This is a genomic window from Myxococcus sp. CA039A, from assembly GCF_013336645.1.
GTDB lineage: Bacteria > Myxococcota > Myxococcia > Myxococcales > Myxococcaceae > Myxococcus > Myxococcus llanfairpwllgwyngyllgogerychwyrndrobwllllantysiliogogogochensis.
On the sequence record NZ_JABUMQ010000112.1, the window covers coordinates 1 to 19320 of the forward strand.

The 19320-nt window shown below is 67.7% G+C and carries 16 protein-coding genes; 10 read left to right on the forward strand and 6 right to left on the reverse strand.

Features of this window, described 5'->3' with window-relative positions:
• The first annotated feature begins 148 nt into the window (after positions 1–148).
• The 4 genes from plsX to HR086_RS19890 all read left to right on the forward strand — a co-directional run bounded on the left by plsX (position 149) and on the right by HR086_RS19890 (position 5493).
• The gene (plsX, locus tag HR086_RS19875; protein WP_371745607.1) at positions 149–1195 is read left to right on the forward strand and encodes a phosphate acyltransferase PlsX; all 1047 of its coding nucleotides are present in this window, start codon (positions 149–151) and stop codon (positions 1193–1195) included.
• A complete protein-coding gene (locus tag HR086_RS19880; protein ID WP_141644869.1) occupies positions 1192–2235 on the forward strand; it encodes a phosphatase domain-containing protein in 1044 nt (347 codons plus the stop codon). The genes plsX and HR086_RS19880 overlap by 4 nt, the downstream gene beginning before the upstream one ends.
• Before the next feature lie 613 nt (positions 2236–2848).
• Positions 2849–4567 (forward strand): polynucleotide adenylyltransferase PcnB, encoded by a 1719-nt coding sequence (gene pcnB / locus HR086_RS19885; RefSeq protein ID WP_174457136.1) that lies wholly within the window; start codon positions 2849–2851, stop codon positions 4565–4567.
• Positions 4564–5493 (forward strand): DMT family transporter, encoded by a 930-nt coding sequence (locus HR086_RS19890; RefSeq protein WP_174466393.1) that lies wholly within the window; start codon positions 4564–4566, stop codon positions 5491–5493. The genes pcnB and HR086_RS19890 overlap by 4 nt, the downstream gene beginning before the upstream one ends.
• Before the next feature lie 6 nt (positions 5494–5499).
• On the opposite strand, the gene HR086_RS19895 is transcribed toward HR086_RS19890, so the two are convergent.
• Positions 5500–6708, reverse strand: a complete 1209-nt coding sequence (locus HR086_RS19895; protein WP_174461839.1) for a DNA polymerase IV — start codon at positions 6706–6708, stop codon at positions 5500–5502.
• A gap of 60 nt (positions 6709–6768) precedes the next feature.
• Positions 6769–7770 (reverse strand): aldo/keto reductase, encoded by a 1002-nt coding sequence (locus HR086_RS19900; protein ID WP_174466394.1) that lies wholly within the window; start codon positions 7768–7770, stop codon positions 6769–6771.
• 82 nt (positions 7771–7852) lie between these two features.
• Between HR086_RS19900 and HR086_RS19905 the strand changes: the two genes are divergently transcribed.
• Entirely contained in the window at positions 7853–8773 is a 921-nt protein-coding gene (locus tag HR086_RS19905) for a LysR family transcriptional regulator (RefSeq protein ID WP_174466395.1), read from the forward strand.
• 30 nt (positions 8774–8803) lie between these two features.
• Complete coding sequence (locus tag HR086_RS19910; RefSeq protein WP_174461841.1) at positions 8804–9433, forward strand: HAD-IA family hydrolase; 630 nt, start codon at positions 8804–8806, stop codon at positions 9431–9433.
• A gap of 113 nt (positions 9434–9546) precedes the next feature.
• Here HR086_RS19910 and rpsD read toward each other — a convergent pair whose 3' ends face one another.
• The gene (gene rpsD / locus HR086_RS19915) at positions 9547–10179 is read right to left on the reverse strand and encodes a 30S ribosomal protein S4 (RefSeq protein WP_141644875.1); all 633 of its coding nucleotides are present in this window, start codon (positions 10177–10179) and stop codon (positions 9547–9549) included.
• A gap of 599 nt (positions 10180–10778) precedes the next feature.
• Between rpsD and HR086_RS19920 the strand changes: the two genes are divergently transcribed.
• Positions 10779–11387, forward strand: a complete 609-nt coding sequence (locus HR086_RS19920; protein WP_174461842.1) for a hypothetical protein — start codon at positions 10779–10781, stop codon at positions 11385–11387.
• Between the two features lie 80 nt (positions 11388–11467).
• Here HR086_RS19920 and HR086_RS19925 read toward each other — a convergent pair whose 3' ends face one another.
• Positions 11468–11764, reverse strand: a complete 297-nt coding sequence (locus HR086_RS19925) for a hypothetical protein (RefSeq protein WP_174466396.1) — start codon at positions 11762–11764, stop codon at positions 11468–11470.
• 59 nt (positions 11765–11823) lie between these two features.
• On the opposite strand from HR086_RS19925, the gene HR086_RS19930 reads away from it, so the two are divergent.
• Positions 11824–12225 (forward strand): hypothetical protein, encoded by a 402-nt coding sequence (locus HR086_RS19930; RefSeq protein WP_174461844.1) that lies wholly within the window; start codon positions 11824–11826, stop codon positions 12223–12225.
• A gap of 15 nt (positions 12226–12240) precedes the next feature.
• Here HR086_RS19930 and HR086_RS19935 read toward each other — a convergent pair whose 3' ends face one another.
• On the reverse strand, positions 12241–12507 hold the full coding sequence (locus tag HR086_RS19935; RefSeq protein ID WP_174461845.1) for a hypothetical protein: 267 nt from the start codon (positions 12505–12507) through the stop codon (positions 12241–12243).
• Between the two features lie 74 nt (positions 12508–12581).
• Between HR086_RS19935 and HR086_RS19940 the strand changes: the two genes are divergently transcribed.
• A complete protein-coding gene (locus tag HR086_RS19940; RefSeq protein WP_174466397.1) occupies positions 12582–14534 on the forward strand; it encodes a hypothetical protein in 1953 nt (650 codons plus the stop codon).
• A 190-nt stretch (positions 14535–14724) separates the two neighbouring features.
• On the opposite strand, the gene HR086_RS19945 is transcribed toward HR086_RS19940, so the two are convergent.
• Positions 14725–17133, reverse strand: coding sequence for a VCBS repeat-containing protein (locus HR086_RS19945; protein ID WP_174466398.1), 2409 nt, complete (start codon positions 17131–17133; stop codon positions 14725–14727).
• 315 nt (positions 17134–17448) lie between these two features.
• Here HR086_RS19945 and HR086_RS19950 point away from each other — a divergent pair, with 315 nt between their 5' ends.
• Complete coding sequence (locus HR086_RS19950; RefSeq protein ID WP_174466399.1) at positions 17449–19317, forward strand: protein kinase; 1869 nt, start codon at positions 17449–17451, stop codon at positions 19315–19317.
• Positions 19318–19320: the final 3 nt, after the last annotated feature.

A 19320-nucleotide genomic window follows, 5' to 3' on the forward strand; every position in this document is an offset into this window, starting at 1 on the left:
GCGCTGGGCGGGTGGCTCTTCACCCGCTTGGGGCCCGGGGTGCCGTACGGGACGGCGGCGGGAATGCTCGTGGTGGGGGCGTTGGTAGCGGCCAGCCTCGTGACTCAGGCGAGAATGGCAGGCGCGAGGGCCGGACAAAGGTCGTAAGATGGGGGCCATGGTGGTCAAACAGCCGCAGCCCGTGACGATTGCCTTCGACGTGATGGGGACGGACCATGGGCCAGCGGAGGTGGTGCGCGGAGCCGCGCAGCTCTCCCTGGACTCACCCCACATCCATGCGTTGCTGGTGGGGGACCGGACGCTCATCGACAACGCGCTCGCGGAGACGAAGCACAACGGCGAGCGCATCTCCGTCCAGCATGCGGCGGACTTCGTGGGCATGGACGAGAAACCCGGCGAGGCGCTGGCGCGCAAGCCCAACGCGTCGGTGGCGGTGGCCGCGCGGCTCGTCGCCGAGGGCGAGGCCCAGGCGCTGGTGTCCGCGGGCAACACGGGCGCGGGCGTGCTGGCGTGCGCGCGCCACTTCCAGCTCATCCCCGGCGTGCGCCGCGCGGCGCTGGCCACGGTGTATCCGACGCGCTCGGTGCGAGGCGCGAAGGAGGACCCTTTCTCCCTCATCCTCGACGTGGGGGCGACGGTGGAGGCCACGGCCGATGACCTGGTGACGTTCGCCGTCATGGGCTCGCAGTACGCGCGCATCATCTCCCGCAACGAGCGGCCCAAGGTGGCGCTGTTGTCCAACGGCGTCGAGCCGCAGAAGGGCCCGCCCCGGGTGGTGGAGGCGCACGCGCGGCTGTCGGAGATGAAGGACATCAACTTCATCGGCAACGTGGAGGGCATCGACATTCCCAAGGGCACCGCGGATGTCATCGTCACCGACGGCTTCACGGGCAACGTGTGCCTGAAGATGCTGGAGGGCGTGCACGAGACAGTCGTGGAGCTGGCCCAGTACGCCTACAAGGAGAGCCTGCGCTGGCGCGCGGGCCTGGCCATGCTGTCCAGCGGGATTCAGCGCATCAAGGACATCACCGACTGGAACCAGTACGGCGGTGCGCCCATCCTCGGGTTCGACCGCATCTTCATCAAGGCGCACGGGCGCTCGAAGGCGCGCGCCATCGCCAACGCGGGCAAGGTGGCCGCCAAGGTGGTGGCGAACAACCTGGGGAGCTCCATCCGGGAAGGTCTTCAGAAGTGAGTCTGCCGGACCGCATCGACCCGCGACCGCCGCGGCGCATCTACCGCTGGGATCTGGACAAGACGTACCTCCAGACGGACTTCGATTCGCTCAAGGACCTGCTGCGCACGGCCTTCCAGAAGGCGCACGAGAAGGTCGCCATCCCAGGCGCGAGCGCGCTCATCCGCGAGCTGTCGGAGAACGGCGACTCGCGGCTGTGCATCGTCTCCGGCAGCCCCAAGCAGATGCGCGCCGTGCTGGAGGAGAAGCTCAAGCTGGACGGCGTGCGCTGGGACGAGTTCGTCCTCAAGGACAACATCGGCAACCTCTTGCGCGGGCGCTTCCGCGCGCTGCGCGGGCAGGTGGGCTACAAGCTGCCGGCGATTCTGGAGAGCCGGGTGAAGGCGCCCGCGGAGGCCGAGGAGGTCCTCTTCGGTGACGACGCGGAGGCGGATGCGTTCATCTACTCGCTCTTCGCGGACCTGATTGCCGGCCGCGTGGACGAGCGCGTGTTGTCCCAGGTGCTGGAGGCGGGCGGCGTCTACCCGGACGACGCGGAGCGCGTGCGCGCGGCGTGGAAGCAGATTCCGGTGGCGGACCCGGTGCGGCGCATCTTCATCCACCTGGACAAGCTGACGCCGCCCGCGCACTTCACGGCGTACGGGCCTCGCGTCGTCCCCATCTTCAACTACTTCCAGGCCGCGCTGGTGCTGCTGGCGGACGGGCATCTGTCCGCGCCGCAGGTGCTGAAAATCGCGGTGGAGATGGTGCAGACGGCGGGGCACAACATCATCACCCTCTCCAACTCCTTCCAGGACCTGCTGCGCCGGGGCCTGCCGCTGCAGCAGGCGGCGGTGGCGCTGTCCCAGGCGCTGGAGGGGCCCAACAAGCTGCTCGCCGCGATGCGTCCGATGCCGGACATCCTCTCCGCGTTCAGCAAGCGGCTCGCGGCGCTGGGCACGCCGCCGCCCCCTCCGCCCGTGCAGGCGGTGGACTACGTCTCCCTCATCCACCACGCGCTCCCGCGAAACCACAAGGGCCGCACCAAGCCGTCTCCCTGAGCCCGCCAGGACAGGAACCGCGGCGCGCGCACCCCATGTGCGAGGGGTGCCCGAACTCAACGGGAGGGTGGCTGCCTGGTGTCCAGACGACCGACCAGGCGGGTGGGACGCGTCCGGGCCCGCCGGGGTGCTGCCCAGGCGGGCTGGTGCACGGTGCTTGGGCCGGTTCCAGAACGTTTCACGCGCTTCCAGTGTTGATACGGAACAGAGTCATCCGGGAGGGCGGGAGCCCGCCGCCGGCTGCCGGCCATGGGGTTGATACTCGTGGCGGACTCTTTTTCACCGCCTGGAGCGAGCCTGGAACAGGATGCCCTTCGACGCCTCCCCGAATGCACGGTCGAGCCCCTTGTTGCTGGAAAAGGGACGGGTGGGGTGGAAGCGCTCCACCTGTCCGGTGGACCCGCAGAAAGGGCGCTACTCCCTCCCAGGGTGGATGCGCTATAGACGGCTGCCCCTGAAGCGCCCCGTTTGGGGTGTCCATGGTGATGACGCGAGTTTTGACTGAAACGCCGCCTGCCGGCGGTCCGCTGCCACCTGCGCCCGATAAGACGCGCGCGAGGTTGCCTCATCCGAGGCGGCAGTGGGCTCCGAGCGCGGCGCTCAAGAGGTTTCCATGTCTTCCAATCTGGAGCTGACGACTGCCCCCTCGGAACAGGCGAGTGCCCCCGAGTCCGTGGCCGCCGAATCGGCCCTCCCCGAAGTTTCTTCCCACTCCGCTGTCTCCGCCGACGAAGCGCCCGAGCCCAGAAGCCAGATGAGCCCGCTCGAGGACGACGCCGACGACGAGTCCGATGACGACGACGAGGTCGACGCGCTCGACGGCGTCTTCGACGAGACGGGTCTGGCCGCCGCGGAGGTGCTCGCCGCCGCCGAGGCGCAGGACGCCGCCGAGGCCGCCGAGGACGAGGTGGAGCAGGTGCCCACCGTGCTCGAGCCGGAGCCCGAGCCGACTCCCTACGAGCGCGCGCTGCACGCCCCTCATGTCCGTTCCACGGGAGAGCCGGCGGAAATCGACCCGGACGAGCTGGACCCGGACGCCCTGAAGGTGGTTCTGCGGCTGCATCAGCACGGCCATCAGGCGTACCTGGTGGGCGGCTGCGTGCGCGATCTGCTGCTCGGCAAGAAGCCCAAGGACTTCGACGTCGCCACCAGTGCCCACCCGGGCGAGGTGCGCGCCATCTTCCGCAACTGCCGGCTCATCGGCCGTCGCTTCCGGCTGGCGCACGTCTACTTCAAGGGTGGGAAGATCATCGAGGTCTCCACCTTCCGGGCGAATCCGACGGAGCTGGAGGCCGCGGCGCCTTCCGCGCCGGAGGACGAGGGCGAGGCCGGGGGCGATGACCTGCTCATCACCCACGACAACGTCTTCGGCACCGCGCAGCAGGACGCGCGCCGCCGCGACTTCACCATCAACGGCCTGTTCTACGACGTGAGCGAGGGACGGGTCATCGACTACGTCCGCGGCCGTCGTGACTTGGACGAGCGGTTCATCCGCACCATCGGCGACCCGGAAGTGCGCATGCGCGAGGACCCGGTGCGAATCCTGCGCGCCGTGCGTTTCGCCGCGAAGCTGGACCTGGACATCGAGTCGCGCACGTACGCGGCCATGGAAGGCGCGGTGGAGGACCTGCCGCGCTGCGCTCCCGCGCGTCTGCTGGAGGAAACCTTCCGGCTCATCCGCGGCGGCGTGTCAGCACCGGCCCTGAAGCTGCTGGACGCGCTGGATGCGATGAAGTTCCTGCTGCCGCCGGTGAATGCGTACCTCAAGCAGCACGGCAAGGAAGGCGAGAAGACCTTCTACTCCTTCGCGCAGGCGCTGGACCGCCGGGTGGCCGCGGGTGAGCCGCTCGACGACGCCATCCTCCTGGCGGCGCTGCTGGTGCCCATCAGCCACTCGGGCCCGCCCGCCGAGCCGCAGGAGGGCGGTCGTCCTTCCGTGTCGCAGGTGGTGGAGGAGCTGCTCGCCGGCTTCGTCCAGTCGGCCCGGCTGCCCCGCCGCATCGCCGAGCGCTGCCGCATGCTGCTGCTCGCGCAGCGCACGCTGTCCGGCGAGCGCCGCCGCAAGAGCGCGGCCTTCCGGCGTCACCCTCTCTTCGGCGAGGCCCTCACCGTGTTCGAGATGACGGTGGAGGCGACCGGAGAGCACCGTGAGCAACTGGACGCGTGGAAGGCCGGCGAGGTGCCGCCTCCTCGCCCCGAGGCCTCCGACAGCGAGGGCTCCGAGCCCGGTGGCCAGCGCAAGCGTCGCCGCCGTCGTCGTCGTCGTCGTGCCGGGGGAGAGGGCTCCGCCTCAGCGGGTTCTTCATCCGGCTCCGGCGCCGGCGAGGCGTGAACCCGGCGCCCCCCGCGGAGGTCCCCCGGACGCGTGTCTACGGGGGACTGGTGCTGGGCGTGGTGGCCGTGTCCTGGGCCGCGCCGCTCATCCGCTTCGCGGAGGCGCCGTCCCTGGCCATCTCCGCGTGGCGCCTCACCTTCGCCTCGGTGCCGCTGCTGGCGCTCGCGCTGGTGCGGGGCCGCTCGGAGCTGACGTCCCTGTCCGCGCGGACCTGGGGCTGGCTGGTGTTGTCCGGCCTCGCGCTGGCGCTGCACTTCGCGACCTGGATTGCGTCGCTCCAGTACACCACCGTGGCCAGCTCGGTGGCGCTCGTCACCACGCAGCCGGTGTGGGTGACGCTGTTCGCGTGGCTCGCCCTGGGTGAGCGCGTGGGCCCTCGTGGTATCGCGGCGCTCGTCCTGTGTCTCGCGGGCAGTGTCCTCATCGGCGCGCGGGACTTCGCGGCCGGAGGCACGGCGCTCTGGGGTGACCTGCTCGCGGTGGCCGGCGCCGTCATGGCGGGCGTGTACTTCGTCGTGGGCCGTCGCGTGCGCGCGTCGATGTCGCTGGGCACGTACGTGGGCATCGTCTACTCGGTCGCGGCGGTGGCGCTGATGGTGGCGCACGGCTTCGTCGACTCGCCGCTGACGGGCTTCACGCCGAGCACCTGGATGGTGCTGGTGGGACTGGCCCTGGTGCCGCAGCTCATCGGCCACTCGCTGCTCAACGCCTCCGTGCGTCACCTCTCCGCGCCCTTCGTGGCGGTGGCCTCGCTCGGTGAGCCCGTGCTCTCCACGCTGTGGGCCGTGCCGCTCCTGGGTGAGAAGCCCGACTGGGTGCAGCTCGTCGGTGGAGGACTGGCGCTGGTGGGCGTATTGGTCATGTCCCGGGACGAGGCCGCGCGTCAGCCGCCGCCGCCCGACATGGTTCCCGCCGCGGACTGAGCGCGCTCAGCGCTTGGGTTTGTCCTTGTCCACGGGGCGCTCGGAGCGGTGCTCGTCGCCACCCGGGGCGTCGCTGCCCGCGATGTCCGCGGTGGTGATGGCCTTGCTGCCGAAGCGCTCCGCGATTCTATCCAGCGCCGCGTTCAGCTTGGCCGTCCGGGGTGGCGCGGCGGGGAAGAGGCCGAGCTGGGGCGGCACCTCGTCGAGCTGCACGCTCACCCCGGTGAGGCGGACGGGCTTGCCCTCGTGTGAGCGCTCCAGCAGCTCCAGCGCGGTGCGATAGAGCGTCTGCCCGTCGTCCGTCGCCTCGCGCAGCGTGGTGCGGCGGGTGAGGAGCGTGAAGTCCGAAAGCTTCAGCTTGAGCTGCACCACGCGGCCCTTCACGCCCGCGCGTCGCAGGCGCCGGGCCACGCGCAGCGCCTGGGCATGCACGTGGGGCTTGAGGGTCTCCACGCCCGCGAGGTCCTCCTCGAAGGTGTCTTCGGCGCCCACGCTCTTGGCCGCGCGGTCCGGCACCACCTCGCGCATGTCGATGCCCTGCGACAGCTCCCACAGGTGCCGACCGCTGGTGCCCAGCCGCGCCTCCAGCCACTCCGGGTCCTTCGTCGCCACGTCGCCGATGGTCTTCAGCCCCGAGCGCTGGAGGGCCTCCTCCGTCTTCGGCCCCACGCCCCACAGGCGCGACACCGGCAGGCCCGCGAGGACCGCCACCGTCTCCTCCGCGCGGACCTCCCGCTGGCCGTTGGGCTTGGCCAGGTCCGAGGCGATCTTCGCCACGAACTTCACCGTGGCGATGCCCGCGGACGACGGCAGCTTCAGCTCGTCCGCGATGTCCTTGCGGATGCGCCGCGCGATATCCGCGGGCGAGCCGAACAGGCCCACCGAGGCCGTGACGTCCAGGAAGGCTTCATCCAGGGACAAGGGCTCGATGAGCGGGGTGTAGCGCTCGAAGATGGAGAAGACCTGCTCGCTGGCCTCCGCGTACGCGGGGAAGCGTGGCTTGACGATGATGGCATGGGGCGCGGCCTTCACCGCGCGCGCCATGGGCATGGCGCTGCGCACACCGAAGGGTCTCACTTCATAGGACGCGGCGACGACCACTCCTCGCTGGGCATGCCCGCCAACGATGACAGGTTTGCCCTTCAGGGCTGGGTTGTCCCGCTGCTCCACGGACGCATAGAAAGCGTCCATGTCCACGTGGATGATGGCTCGCATCGCACCAACCACTCTAGCGGCTCTGTCTGACGTTGCAGGGGCTCCAATTGGGCTTGGGCGCTACCGGCGCTCGCTGTCCAGCAAGCGCATCTGCTCGGGCCCATAGCGTCCACCGGAGACAGCCCCGAGCGAGTCGAGCGCGGCGACGTCTTCGCTCGTCAGGGGCCGATTCAAGGCCCCCAGCGCGTCGTCGAGCTGTGCCACGTTCTTCACCCCGATGACTGGCACGAACCCGGGCTGTCGTGCGAGCACCCAGGCGATGGCGAGCTGTGCGGGCGACATCCGCCGCTCGTGCGCGAAGCGGTGGAGCGAACCCACCACGTCCTCGTTCTTCTCGCGATGCTCGCCACTGAAGCGGGGCAGATGGGCGCGGAAGTCACCGGCGCCGGTGGGCTTGCTCCCGGTCAACAGGCCTCGGGAGAGGACGCCGTAGAGCGTCGCGCTGATGCCGAGCTCCCGGAGGGTAGGGAAGATGGTCGACTCGGGACCCCGGCTCGCGAGGGAGTACTCGATTTGCAGGTCGGCGATGGGGTGGACGCGGTGCGCGCGGCGGAGGGTTTCGGCGCCGACCTCGGAGAGGCCGATATGGCGGACGTACCCCGCCTTCACCAGGTCCGAAATCGCGCCGATGGTCTCCTCGATGGGGACGTTCGGGTCCAGCCGTGCGGGGCGGTAGATGTCGATGACGTCGACGCCCAGGCGCTTCAGCGAATACGTGGCGAAGTTCTTCACGGCGGCGGGGCGTAGGTCCATGCCGAGCCAGCTCCCATCCGGGCCCCGGAGCGCGCCGAACTTCACGGAGAGCTGGACCCGCTCGCGGCGCCCGGCGATGGCGCGTCCCACGAGCAGCTCGTTGTGGCCCATGCCGTAGAAGTCGCCTGTGTCGAGCAGCGTGACGCCGCGCTCCGTGGCCGCGTGCACGGTGCGCAGGCTCTCATCGTCGTTGGTGGCGCCGTACATGCCGGACATGCCCATGCATCCCAGGCCGAGTGGGAAGACCTCGGGGCCCGTGGTGCCTGGTTTCACCGTGTGCCGCGTCTGCCTGGCTTCGTGCGTGCTCATCGCGTCTCCCTTTGTCGTGCCGACGTGACAAGAATTCGCGAATCGCCATCCTGAAATCCAATCAATAGGATGAATCCCGAACATGAACGCCATCTATGAGAAGTCGCTGGACCTCAACCTGCTGCGCGTCTTCGTCGTCGTGGCGGAGCTGGGCAGTGTCACGGCGGCGGCGGCGCGCCTCTATCTCACGCAGCCCGCGGTGAGCGCGGCGCTGAGGCGCCTGACGTCAGCGGTGGGCTCACCGCTGTTCGTCCGGGATGGGCGCGGGCTCGTTTTGAGCGCGCGGGGGCGGCGACTGCTGGCCTCCGCGAGGCCGCACCTGGAGGCCCTGGTGGAGGCCGCGCTGGCTCCCCTGGCGTTCGACCCACGGACGAGCGAGCGAACGGTGCGCCTTGGCCTCTCCGACGCGAGTGAGTCCTGGCTTCTGCCGCGCCTGCTCCAGGCGCTCGCGAGTGAGGCCCCTCACCTGAAGCTCGTCGTGCTTCCGGTGCAGTTCCGCACCGTGGGAGGGTTGCTGAGCGCGTCGGCGGTGGACCTGGCGGTGACGGTGGCGGATGAGCTGCCTTCGGGCATGCGGCGACTGGAGCTGTTCACCGAGCACTTCACGTGTCTGCACGACGCGCGTCGGCTTCGCCTCGGGAAGACGCTCACACTGGAGCGCTACCTGGCGCAGGAGCACGTCATCGTCTCGTACAACGGAGACCTGCGCGGCGTGGTGGAAGATGTGCTCGGCCACCAGCGGCGGGTGAGGGTGTCGATTCCCACGTTCCATGGCCTGGGCGCCCTCCTGGAGAACAGCACGCTCGTCGCGACCGTGCCGGGGATGGTCGCTCGGGACGTGGTGGCGCTGCGCCCGTTCCTTCGTCCGTTGAAGCCGCCCTTCACGTTGAGAGGCGCTCCCATGGAGTTGCTCTGGCGGAGCGCGTCCGAGGACGACGAGGCCATCCGCTTCGTCCGCGAGCAGGTTGTCAGCGTGGTGCGGAGCCTGCGGCGCGCGTCGTGAAGGGTTTCTGGTATGACTCCGCGGCGCCTCATGTCTCCCTATCGCCTGGTCATCTTCGACTTCGACGGCACCTTGGCGGACTCCCTGCCGTGGTTCCGCTCCGTCTTCAACGACATGGCCGACCGCTTCGGCTTCTCACGGCTGACGCCGACGGAGTTCGAGGCGATGCGAGGCATGTCCGGACGCGAAATCATGGCGCACACGAAGGTGCCCATGTGGCGGCTGCCCGCCATCGTCAGCTACATGCGCAAGCAGAAGCTGTCCGCCGCCTCCTCCACTCCCTTGTTCCCGGGCGTGCCGGAGCTGCTCGCGGAGCTGAAGCACGCCGGCGTGACGGTGGCCATCATCAGCTCGGACAGCGAGGTGTCGGTGCGCTCGGTGCTGGGCCCCGTCGTCGAATCGGTGACGCACTTCGACTGTGGCGCCGCCATCTTCGGAAAGGCCGCGAAGTTCCGACGCATGCTCAAGCGCGCCGGGGTGACGACGGCCGAGGCCCTGTCGGTGGGCGACGAGATTCGCGATATCGAGGCGGCGCGAGAGGCTCGCATCCCCGCCGCCGCCGTGGGATGGGGCTACACGCTGGCGGACGCACTGGCGCGCCATGCTCCCGCGCACCTGTTCCACTCCGTGGCGGAGCTGAAGGCGGCGCTGCTGCCCTGAGCACCCAGGCGCCTCGGTGTGACGCGCCTGGGCGTCCGTCGACCGGGGCCTCGGGCGCGAATGGGAGGCCCTGGAGCCCGACCCATTCGCGGTGATTCCGAGTGCCCGTCGTGTCAGCTGCGCTGCGCGTAGTACTCGACGATGAACGGCTCGTTCACGTCGACGGGAATCTCTTCCCGCTCCGGGGTGCGCACGAAGCGCAGGCCCTCTCCGTCACCGAGCACCTGCACGTACGGCGGCACGGAGCGCCCCTTCATCCGCTCGAAGGACTCGCGGACGATGAGCAGCTTCAGGTGGGCGGGGAGGTAGCGAATCTCGCTGCCCGGCTTGACGCGGAAGCTGGGGATGTCCGTCGCGGCGCCATTCACCTGGAAGTACCCGTGGCGGACGAACTGGCGCGCCTGGCGGATGCTCGTGGCCAGCCCCGCGCGCAACACCAGCGCGTCCAGGCGGCTCTCCAGCAACTGCAACAACACCGTGCCCGTGTTGCCCGGCGAGCGACGCGCTTCCATGAACGCGCGGCGGCACTGCTTCTCCAGCAGGCCGTAGTACAGCTTCAGCTTCTGCTTCTCCCTTAGCCGCCGGGAGAAGTCGCTGTTGCCCATGCGCGCCGTGGCGCCGTGCTGGCCGGGCGGATAGGGACGCCGCAGCACCGGGTCCTTGTCCGGGTCCTTCGCGGTGATTCGCGAGAGCGGAATCCCCAGTCGCCGGCACATCTTGCCCCTCGGTCCCAGATCACGTGCCACGTCTCGTCCCTCCGTATCCGGCTCGATGCTGTCGAGCTCAGTTGATTTTGATAATCAGTATCAATATCAAGATCAGTACCGTGAATACGGGCCTCGGGTCAAGCCCCACCGTGCGAGTTGGGAGTGAGGGGCGCTCACGGACGGTGTCGTCCGGGCATCGCGGGTGAGGGGGACCCCGGGGTCCGCGAGGCCCGGAAGCAGGTCCACGCGTGCGCGGGTGGAGGACGCGACGAGGCGCGACTTCGGGCGTCGGCGCGGGCTGTCGCGGGGCATCAGGTGATGGCTTGCGAGATGCCAGCCGGGTGCAAACCCAGCCATGGTGCGTCAACCGACCAGGGGCATGTGAGTTGCTGGGGCGTGGGGTCCGAGCTGACAGCTTTCAGCCGACTCGAAGGACGCGCGGGCTCCCGGTTCTTTCCCTTGCACGAAGTGAGTGGTCAAACGAGACACCCGCGGCTTCTCGGAGCCTGGGAGATGAGAGGCGACGCTGGCAAATTATGACGCCGGTGCGTTGCATTCTGCGCCGACGGTCTTGTGCTGTGAGTCGTTGAGGGAGGGCAGTAGAGTCCTCGTTCTCCTTTCATCGGAGTCTCCCCTCTATGACTGTCTTCAAGAATATTGCCTTTGCGTGTGCCGCCGTGTCTCTCGCCGCCTGTGGTGGTGGTGTTCCCGAGGGCACCGCTCCGCAGGAGACCTTGGACGAGCAGCAGGCCGCGCTGACGACCAGCTCCTTCGGGGGGTGTTCGTTCACCATCTCCTCGGCCGTGATTCCCGTGGAGCTTCCTCCTCGCTATGCCATCACCCTGACGCGCAATGCCTCGGGGACGTGTCCGTATCCCGCGGGCAGCGTGGAGTTGGGTCGCTCCTACAGCACGCCGCACATCGCCGTGCTGGGGACGGGCGTGGGGCTGGCGACGGCCTTCTCGACGAAGCATTCCCCGAGCGGTAGCGCCAACACGCAGTGCAGGGTCAGCCACATCGATCCGGCCACGCTCGCGAAGGTGCGGGACGATACCATCGTGGTGAACTTCGGCGCGGGCAATGTCCCTGTCTGCAACCTGGACAAGACCGATGCTGGCGCCACGCTGGTCGCCTACGGCACGAAGACGGGCCCGCTCCCGGGCGAGACGGGGAGCGGCAGCAACTACGTGGCCACGTATTACAACTACTTCACCAGCACCACGCCGCCTGTCTATTACGCCTACTGAGACGGCGCGCGGCCCGCGGAGTTACTCCTCCGCGGGCCGTCGGTTTCCTCTCAGCGGTCCGGTGTCCCGAGCACTCCGGCTCAGGGGCAGGTGCCGCTCTTGTCGAACACGGCCGTGAAGGAAGCGCCGTTGTTGTAGACCTGCGGCTTCTTCATCCGGTAGCCCTGCGCCGACTCGTTCCCAGGGAGCGTCGGGTACTGGGACATGGCGCCGTCCACGTAGACATGGGGCACGCAGCCGCTGGCGTTGTTGGCGGTGAACGCGAAGCGCGGTGGATTGTGTGTCGGGTCCGCGACGAGGTTCTCCACGTGCAGCCCCTGGCCCGGTAGGGCAGCCACTTCCGCCACCGCCCGCGCTTCCAACAGTCCATGCCGCATGCTCTGGCTGAAGTGGTAGGCTTCACGCGCCGTATCGACCTCAAGCCAGGAGATTGTCGATGAAGCCGAGCTTCATTGTCGGAGGACTGTGGGCCCTGTGCGTGCTGGTGGGCTGTGGTGGCGCGGAACAGGAGCCTTCCGAGCAGACGGTGTCGGAGCAGGCCGTGACGTGCCAGCAGGCCTGTCAGTCCGAGTACCTTGCCTGCATGCGGGAGAACGCCGGAAGCGGCCCGGGCAAGGCGCTGTGTGCCCAATCCCTCACGTGGTGTCGCGCGGCTTGTCCCCCGGCGCTCGGGGCCGAGGCGACGGTGTCCGAGAAGCCCGCTCACCTGCTGCCGCCATGCGCGTCGTATGAAAGCTTTATGTGCTCGGGGGCCTCCAGCGAGGTCGTCTGCTACCACGACAACGGGCAGTTGGGTGGCTGTACCTGCTCAGAAGAACTCATCTGGAGTTGCTACTGAGGGGCTCGCCTCTCTTCAGCCCGTGGGGCGGAGCACGCCACTGTCGTTGGCGTCCTCCTCCTCATGGAACCCGATGAAGCAGTTCGCGATGACCTGAAGCAGCTCGCGGTCCGCGAGAGGATGACAACGGGCGGCGAGCCAGCCGTCTTTCGTCCGGGCCACCCGGGCAAGAATCGGCTCGGGCGGGATGCGCCCGTGTCTCAAGCGCGTCATCGCGAAGGTGATGGGCGAGTAGCGCCGGGCCGGAGAGAAGCGGCGGGTCCTCTCGATGACAGTTCCCACGAGATGCGAGGCCCGGTGGGCGCGGCGCGCTCCGACTTTCTGTTTGGATTCGACTCCCACCCCTGGGAGTCCCCATGCGAACGTGTCGTGCAGCCGAGTCTGCCGTCGCCGGAGTCTTGCTCGTCGTCTCCACCTTGTTCCTGGGCTGCACGGGAGGGGAGGCTGACGAGCCCCCCGAGCCGCTCGACGGCGTTGTCCTGGCGCGACAGGGGCAGGGGTTGGTGGACGGCAGCAACATCACCGAGTACGCCGCATCGTGTCGCGCGGAGCTGGGGCGGCTGACGGACGCCACGTTCAACTGCCGGGACGGGACGCTGCTGCACACCACCAACACGCCCGACGGCATGACCTGTGACAAGCCGGTGTGGCTGGACCTTGGCGGCAAGTACTGCGTCGACAATGCACGCCTCTTGAAGCTCAAGACGAGCAACCCGAACACGGAGGCGCGAGTCATCTGCCGCCGCTACAAGGCGGGGCTGGATACGTCGGAGAGCTTTCAGGATGTCGCCATCGTCGTCGCCAACAAGACGTCGGGGGCGACATGCTACTTCCAGGCCTTGAGCGGCAGCGGCGCGGACCTCAATGGCAAGAATGTGCCCAATCCGATGGCGGACCCCGCTTCCGCGGATGCGGCGGAGCGCGCCGCCGCCACGGCGGCCAGGGCGTTCTACATCAGCCCTCAACGGCTCCGGGACAACTCCAGCCTGCACTGCTCCAAGTGCCATGACAGTGACCCCTGGATGCACTCGCCCTACATCGACCAGGTGGCGGCGACCGCGGATGGGTTGCCCGCGGGATTCAAGAAGGGGAAGTACAAGCTCGTCGAGGAGGCCTATCTCACGAACGCAGGGCGTGGGTGGCCCAAGCCGGAGACGGTCACCACCGCTCAAGTGAAGGACGGTGATGGGAATGTCGGCAATCAGGAGTGCACCACCTGTCACCGCATCGGCACCAAGAACACGTGCGCGGACTGGTTCCCCAGGTCCGTCGACAAGGCCGCCATCCCTGGACGCAACGCGGCGAACGGCGTGTGGCCGAAGAGCCACTGGATGCCGGAAGTGCTTCCCGCCACGAAGGCCGAGTTCCATACGCTCTATGACAACCACATCAAGGCGATCGAGTGCTGCTGCACCACGCCGTGGAAGCTGGGCTGCACCACCTTCACCGACCTGACGGACCTGACCAAGAAGCGTCAAGGAACAGGCGCGGTGGATTTCAAGCCCGGTGCGCAGAAGTGTGTGGATGGCACGACGGGGGTGGTGGCGCTCGGCGTCAGCATCGCTCCCATTGTTGTCGCGGCGCGAGGCTCCGGAGAGAACTCCTGCACCTCACCCCTCACGGCGCCGCTCTGTGCGAGCTTCACCATCGAGCGCACCGATTTGGAAGGCACCACCACCACGCTCACCGAAGGGCCCAACGGCGCCCCGTTGATGGCCTGCGCCAGTCATCCCCAGTCGCCCTATCCAGGGCCTCACGAGTCATTCCTCCCTCTGGAGCCAGGCGACCTGGTGACGCTCTCCACGCCGCAGCGGTATGCCTTCGCGGACAACCATGACCTGCTCGAGTTCGTGGGGTGGCAGGTTTCGGAAAACTGCCCCTGTGCGAATGGTGGCAGCACGACGTGTCAGTTCCGCACTCGCGGCAGCCGCCACTGGTACGGAACGGATCCCGAATTGCCAGAGGTGACGTACGAGGGCGACCCGGAGGGCTTTCATTGCCAGGCGCTCTACCAGCGCACGGAGGTCTGTCGAACTCCCGACGCGGGCGTGGATGCCGGCACGGACGCGGGCGTGGATGCCGGATACGACGGGGGCCCAGGTGACGCGGGTTGGGATGGCGGCGTGCTCGACGCGGGAATCGCTGACGCGAGTGTCGACGCGGGAGTGGCCGACGCGGGAATCACTGACGCGGGGGTGAAGCGCTGTGATGGCGGAGTGAGCGTCCGTGTTCCTGTCGGCGAGGGCGGCCCCACTCCCGTCGAGGACTGCGAGGTGACCGAGCAACCCGAGGAGCCCGAGGAGCCTTGAGCCAGGGCCTGTCTGAATGAGCCCACGGGCCGGTGCGCACGCCGCATGGCACCGGTCCGATGGTCCTTGGGGGGCCTCGTTGGACCTCGTCTGGAGTCCCCTACCGAGGGGACTGCGCCAGTCGCCCTGAACCGCGACGCCCTCCAGCGTCCCGTGATGCCTCACGGGGGCTGGAGGGTGTCACGTCCCATCAGTGCTGCCACTCCTTGCCCATGGGCAGCTCTCCGGCGCGCACGCCGGTCCTGCTCTGCGTGCTCGTGGTCTGCGTGCTCGAGAAGGTGACGGTGTAGAACCCGCCCGTCTCGGGCGTGCCCGCTCGAGGCGTGTAGACCGCGATGTCCGTCTTCCCATCGCCGTCGTAGTCGCCCGTGACGGGAACGTCGCTGACTCCTCCGAGGAACTTCACGTGGGACGTCCCGGTGGAGCTATGCAAGATGGTGAAGTAGCCGCCGCCGTCATTCGCGGGCCAGCGGGGCGTATAGAGCGCCCGGTCACTGGCGCCATCGCCGTCGTAGTCGCCAATGACAGGAATGTCTCCCACCTGTCCCATCGTGTCCCAATCCCAGAACCCTCCCGTTCCCTGTAGCACCCAGACAGAGAACCAGCCGCCCCAACCCGTACTGCTCTTGTACTTGTACAGGGCGAAGTCATCCCTGCCGTCTTCATCGAAGTCTCCGACGACGGGCACGTCGTCGGGTTCGCCAGCCTTGAAGAGGATGGGTTCGGGGTCTCCAGTCTGGCTCGAGATCCACTTGAACTGTCCATAGACGAGATTGGGAGGGGTCCCCTCGGGAGTCGGGAAGCGTTGGTACACGGCGATGTCAGTGATCCCATCGCCGTCGTAGTCCGCGGCAAGGGGGATGTCGCCAGGCCCGCCCAGGCCGAACCAGCTCCAGTGTTGTCCCTGGCTCCGCCACACCGAGAAGAACCCAGGCGTAGTGGCGCTCCAGGCAGGGGTGTAGACGGCGAAGTCCGTGAGGCCATCGCCATCATAGTCACCCGTGAGCGAGATGTCCCCGGGGAGCCCACCCGCGAGGCCCATCGGTCTTGGCAGGGAGCTGGTCTTCACCGTGAGCAGTCCCGTCTGGGGCATCGCGGGTGATTTCCAATACCAGGTGAAGTCCGACTTACCATCCCCATCGAAATCATCCTTCCGCTGATACATGGGCGTATCCGTGTAGACGTGTACTTCCCATGGACCAAAGGTGTCCTCCCATCCCCCTAGACTGGAGCTGTATGGAATGGGGCTGCGCTGCTCGAAGAGGCTGCGAGCGGGCAGCGTGCCATTCCATGTCTGCGGGTGAATGGTGGCGGTGATGGGGCTGGGCGTGGGATTGGCGACGATGACGACATGGTGTTGACCGATTTTGCGGTGCGTGCCTTCGAGTCCAGGAGTCAGCATCAAACCCCAAGCGCCGTCCGCGACCAGCGCGGGTTCCAGGATGCGAAGCTGAGAGGCGACCTTCTTGATGTCCCACCAGAGCTGGGAGTCCTGCTCGATGGCATCCGTCCCCCACCAGAAGATGCCACGCGCCCCATGGATGATGGAGGAGTAGGCCATGAAGCGAGTCTCGATGTAGTTGGGACGCCGTCCTGTCAGCGGGTTCTGCCAAGTGGAGCAGCACTCCCCTCCGCCCTGTCCCTGGAGCACCATCAGGATGGGGCCCTTGGCGACATAGGGCGACGCGGAGTCCTGATCATAGAGCACCTGCATGGCATCGAGGGTTTCTGCTGGACCCATGAGCGGGGCTTCCGGGAATGGCGGAGAGTAGCCTTCGAGCGTCACGTAGATGGGATACCTGTCGTGTCCCCACGCGTTCGCCCCGTCACTCCATTGCTCGTATGCGGCGGGGGAAAGGCCTGGCAGCAGGGGCCCCCCGGACGGAAAGCCACCCGCGTTGGGGGCGGCCACCTCCGTGTAATAGACCAGATGCGAGGGGTCCCTGGAATTGACGAACGCGCGGAAGCTCGTGGCCTCCGTCACGCTGGGAATGCGAGCACGCTGGCTCGTTGTCAGAACCAGGTTGACCCCTCCATCGGCAAACTGCGCGACCTGCCCTGAACCGACCTTGTTCCAGCCCATCTCGTCCTGGCTTTCGTAGCCGAGGAATGCAGGCTTGCCCTTCAGTGCCTGGATCTTGAGGTCCAGGTCGCTGCCGATATGGTGCTGGGCGTCCTTCTCTCGCACCCAGTGCAGTTCACTGAGTGCCCCTCCCCGATCGCTCCAATTCCAGGCGCTGCCCAGGGCATGGACCCCGTGCGACTCCATCTTGTCCAGGTCGGCGGGAGTCAGGTCATGGATGTCCACGATGACGGCATTGAATCCCGCGCGACCCAGTTCTCCGAGCCCGAGGTCAGTCTTGTCAAGGCTTGGGAGAAGATCCGCCAGACCCGCGTCCGCGTAATCTCGTTTGGGGTAGTCGTAGGTGCCAATCACAAAGAAGCGCTGGCCGTTTTGAATCCAGAAGGGCACTGGTGGTGGAGGCTCTGTCTCCGTGGGGTTGCAGATGGGCCGCGTGTCGCCGGGGAGGCAATTGGGGTCGGCGAAGGAGAGTTGGGGTACGACCAGGCCCAGGCCAGCGACACAGGTCGCCAGCACCAGTCTTCGTCGTCTTGAGGTTTCTCGAGGAGTGGGGGTCATGCGGCGTGTATACAATAGGACGATTGCCGGAAGGGCTTTCATTGTCAGGCGCTACCAGCGCACGGATGTCTGTCGAACCCCCGTCGAGGACCGCGCGGCGACCGATCAACCCGAGGAGCCCGAGGCACCTTGACCCGGGGTGGGTCTGAAGGCCCATACGGCTGGTGCGTTCGCTGCATGGCGCCCGTCCGATTGTCCTTGGGCCTCCATGGATTCCCATCCCAAGGGGTTGCTCTGGGCTGATGCGATTCGTGGGGCTACATTGCACGCCTCATGGATTCCGTCCCCTCCAAGCCCTTTGGTCGCTATTCGTTGGTATCAAGGCTTGGCAAGGGCGGCATGGCGGAAGCGTGGCGCGCGCGGCTGGTGGGGGAGGCGGGCGTGACGAAGCCCGTGCTCATCAAGAAGGTGCTGCCGGAGTACGCGCAGGATGAGCGCTTCATCCAGATGTTCATCAGCGAGGCTCGCATCTCCGCGTCGCTGTCCCACGGCAACATCGCCCAGGTCTTCGACTTCGGACGGACGGAGGGCGAGCACTTCCTGGCGATGGAACTGGTGGACGGGCCGCCGCTCCATCGCATCATCAAGCGCGCGCTCCAGCATGGCCTGAGTGCCGTGCCGGTGGCCCAGGCTGTCTTCATCGCGCTGGAGGTCTGTCGAGGGCTGCATTACGCGCACACTCGCGCGGACAGCCGGGGTGTTCCCCTGGGCATCGTCCATCGGGACGTCTCTCCGGAGAATGTCCTGGTCAGCTACGAGGGGCAGGTCAAGATCGTCGACTTCGGCATCGCCAAGGCGCGCGAACTGCGAGGGTTCAAGACCGAGCCCGGTGTGGTGAAGGGCAAGTACCTCTTCTTCTCGCCGGAGCAGGCGCGAGGCGAGGACGTCGACGCACGCACGGATGTGTGGGCGGCCGGTGTGGTGCTCTACCAGATGCTGTGCGGGCGTCTGCCGTTGCAGGGCCCCGAGTACGTGGTGATGCACCAGTTGCAGGAGGGGCGGTTCCCGTCACCGCGGACGCTGCGCCCGGAGCTGCCCGTGGAGCTGGATGCCATCGTCCAGAAGGCGCTGGCCGTGAAGAAGGAGGAGCGCTTCGAGTCCGCGCACGCCTTCGCCGAAGCGCTCTCCGGGTTTCTCTATGCAACGACGCCTCGGTTCTCGCCCATGTCGGTGGCGTGGCTCGTCCAGACGCTGTTCACCATGGAGTTGCGTGAAGAGGGACGCGAGCCCCAGGTGCCCACGCCCTTTCGGGAGGAGCTGGCTCGCGCCGCGGAGACTCGCACTGTCGCCACGATGAACGAGGTTCCCGTGGTGACGCAGGTCTCCACCCACCGGTGGACCTCGTATCGACAAGGCCTGGGCGCGGGGCTTGGAGCCGCGCTCCTGTTCTCGGCGGCGCTGGGTGTGGTGACGTGGACGCTGAGCGGGAAGTCGAGCCCCGAGGTGTCGGCCCCCGCCCCGAAAGCGGAGCAGGCTTCCACGGCCCCATCGTCGCCCACGACAGGGGCCCCGGTGCCTTCCGACGAGCCGGCGGAGGTCCAGGTTCCGGCAGTCCCGTTGTCTCCCGAGAAGACCCCCGAGGTCGCAAGTCCGAAGTCTCTGCCCGAGAGGGACGCGGGCACAGCGGCCGTCGCACCCGCTCGCGAGGACAAGTCCCCGACTGTCGCATTCGCCATCCCCGTTGATGCTCCGAAGCCAGGGAGCGCGCCATCCGCTCCGCGTCCTCCTCCTGTCGTGTCCGCCGCGGGCGTCAAGGCGCTGTCGCCCGAAGACGAGTTCGCCGCGCTGATGAAGGCAGGGCGGTCCGCGGAGCAGGCAGGTCGTACCAAGGCCGCGATGGTCAGCTATCGCAAAGCCCTCGTGCTCAAAGACGGCTCGCATGAAGCCCGGAAGGAGCTGGGGCTCCTGCTGGTGAGCGGCTTCGAGTCGGAGAAGTCCTTGCGAGAGGGCGTGGTCCTGCTCCAGCACGTCGTTCGCGCGGATGGGGGCGATGCTCGCGCCTGGTTGTCGCTGGGGATGGCCTACCAGTCCCTGGGAGACAGCAACCAGGCGGCGGAGGCCTTCAAGAAGTACCTCCTGCTGGTGCCCACGGGCGGCGCATCCAATGCGGCTCGGGCGATGCTCAAGTCCCTGGGGAAGTGAGCA